This window comes from Paenibacillus solanacearum (genome assembly GCF_910593845.1).
In the GTDB taxonomy this organism is placed as follows: domain Bacteria; phylum Bacillota; class Bacilli; order Paenibacillales; family NBRC-103111; genus Paenibacillus_G; species Paenibacillus_G solanacearum.
Genome location: NZ_CAJVAS010000105.1, coordinates 1 through 1,651, shown reverse-complemented (window position 1 = coordinate 1,651; position 1,651 = coordinate 1). Strand labels below are relative to the sequence as shown.

Sequence of the window (1,651 nt, the reverse complement as noted above, 5' to 3'; positions counted from 1 at the left end):
AAGTCTGAAATTGACGTTGCTTTACCGCACCCAAGTAGAATGGCATAGCAAACAAGCCACCCAAGCGATGACCTAATGGTAAAATATGGTTTTTGTAAGCTGTTAAGTTGCAATCGCCCTAATATGGTAACCTTGGGCTTGAGCCAATAAAATGGCTTGTTCTACCGTAATCTCACGGTTTACTGGACGAACATCGGATTTTCTGTATAAATCAGGATTATACGCTTCTTTGTTCTTCAAGATGTGGTAGATGGCTGTTAACAGCATTCGAGCAATGGCAATGATGGCGCGTTTGTGGCCTCGACGTTTTTTTAGTTGTAAGTAGCGGTTTCGGATTTCGGGATGTTTTTCGCTTTTGACTACAGCGGTGGAGCACTGTACCAAAAGAGGCTTGATGTAGCAGCCGGCTCTCGAAATCCTTACTGACTTTTTCTTGCCGGCACTCTCGTTATTTGTGGGTGTCAGTCCTGCCCAGGAACACAAGTGCTTGGCTGTCGGGAACACGTCCATATTCACACCGATTTCCGAGACCACGGCAATGGCGGAAAAGATATTTTTGAAGGACGGAACAGTCAAGATCAAGTTAATTTCTTCTGAGTAGGACTCGGCAAGAGAAAGAATAATGGCTTCCAGCTCGACTTTACGGGATTCGAGGTCTTCGTAGTGCTGTTTAATGACCTTGATTTTTCCAGCCTGTTCGGCCGTAATGAGTCCATCAATCGCGAGTTCCAGTTCAGGAAGCTTCTCTTTCATGGAGCCGTGAATGAGAGGTTCGATGTCAAAGGATGTATCGGACGGATCATCCAGCAGCTTGTTGATAAGATTCATGGAGCTTTTGCCGAATGTATCCGAAACGACATTTCCAAGTTGAATATTCGAAACCGTCAAGCTATTTTGTAGCCGATTTTTCTCGCTCGAGGAAAAGTTCGTCAGCTTGAAACGATAGCGCATCAGGTCGCGGAGCTGTCGAATCGGCAAGGGAGGCATAAAGCTTCCAGCGACAAGGTCATGTTTGAATAAATCAGCAATCCACTGAGCATCTTTTTTGTCTGTCTTTTTGCCGCGAATGGCCTTGACGTACTTCGGATGAGCTAGCGTGATGTTGCAGGAATGTTCAAGAATGTTGAACACGGGAATCCAGTATTTTCCGGTCGATTCCATACAAACATCCTTGCAGTCATGTTCACAAAGCCACTGTGACAGCTCTTTCAATCCTTGGGTGTAGGTTGAAAAGCGATGGCGTTTGTAAGTCGTGACGCCTTTCTTATTGGTGGAAGCAATGCACGCTACGACGAAGGTTTTGTGCACGTCGATGCCACAACAGATGGGGTAGACAATTTTTAAAGCCATAGAGGAACTCCCTTCTGAATGATGCAGAGATAGTCAGCAGGGACTGATTGTCCAGCAATAAACGAGTTGTTTATCAAAGATAAGTCTGCGTGCTCGAAGCGACACTTATTTGTGCTTGGAAAGACAACCTACACATATAATCATGCGGTCACCCTGCAATAGAGTGGCCCACTCACCTCCGCGTGATTTGTAGTGTGCTGATATCTCTGTATCTCTAGAATACAAGAGAACCGCTCAAGGCGAACGGATTTCATTCCGTTTTGTGCCTTGAGCGAAGCGAAAGGAATGGAAATAATCATGA

The 1,651-nt window shown here is 45.4% G+C and carries 1 protein-coding gene; it reads right to left on the bottom strand.

What is annotated here, in order from left to right; translation table 11 throughout:
• Window positions 1-102: 102 nt before the first annotated feature.
• The gene (locus KXG62_RS33755) at window positions 103-1,350 is read right to left on the bottom strand and encodes an IS110 family RNA-guided transposase (RefSeq protein ID WP_218096388.1); all 1,248 of its coding nucleotides are present in this window, start codon (window positions 1,348-1,350) and stop codon (window positions 103-105) included.
• Window positions 1,351-1,651 lie beyond the last annotated feature (301 nt).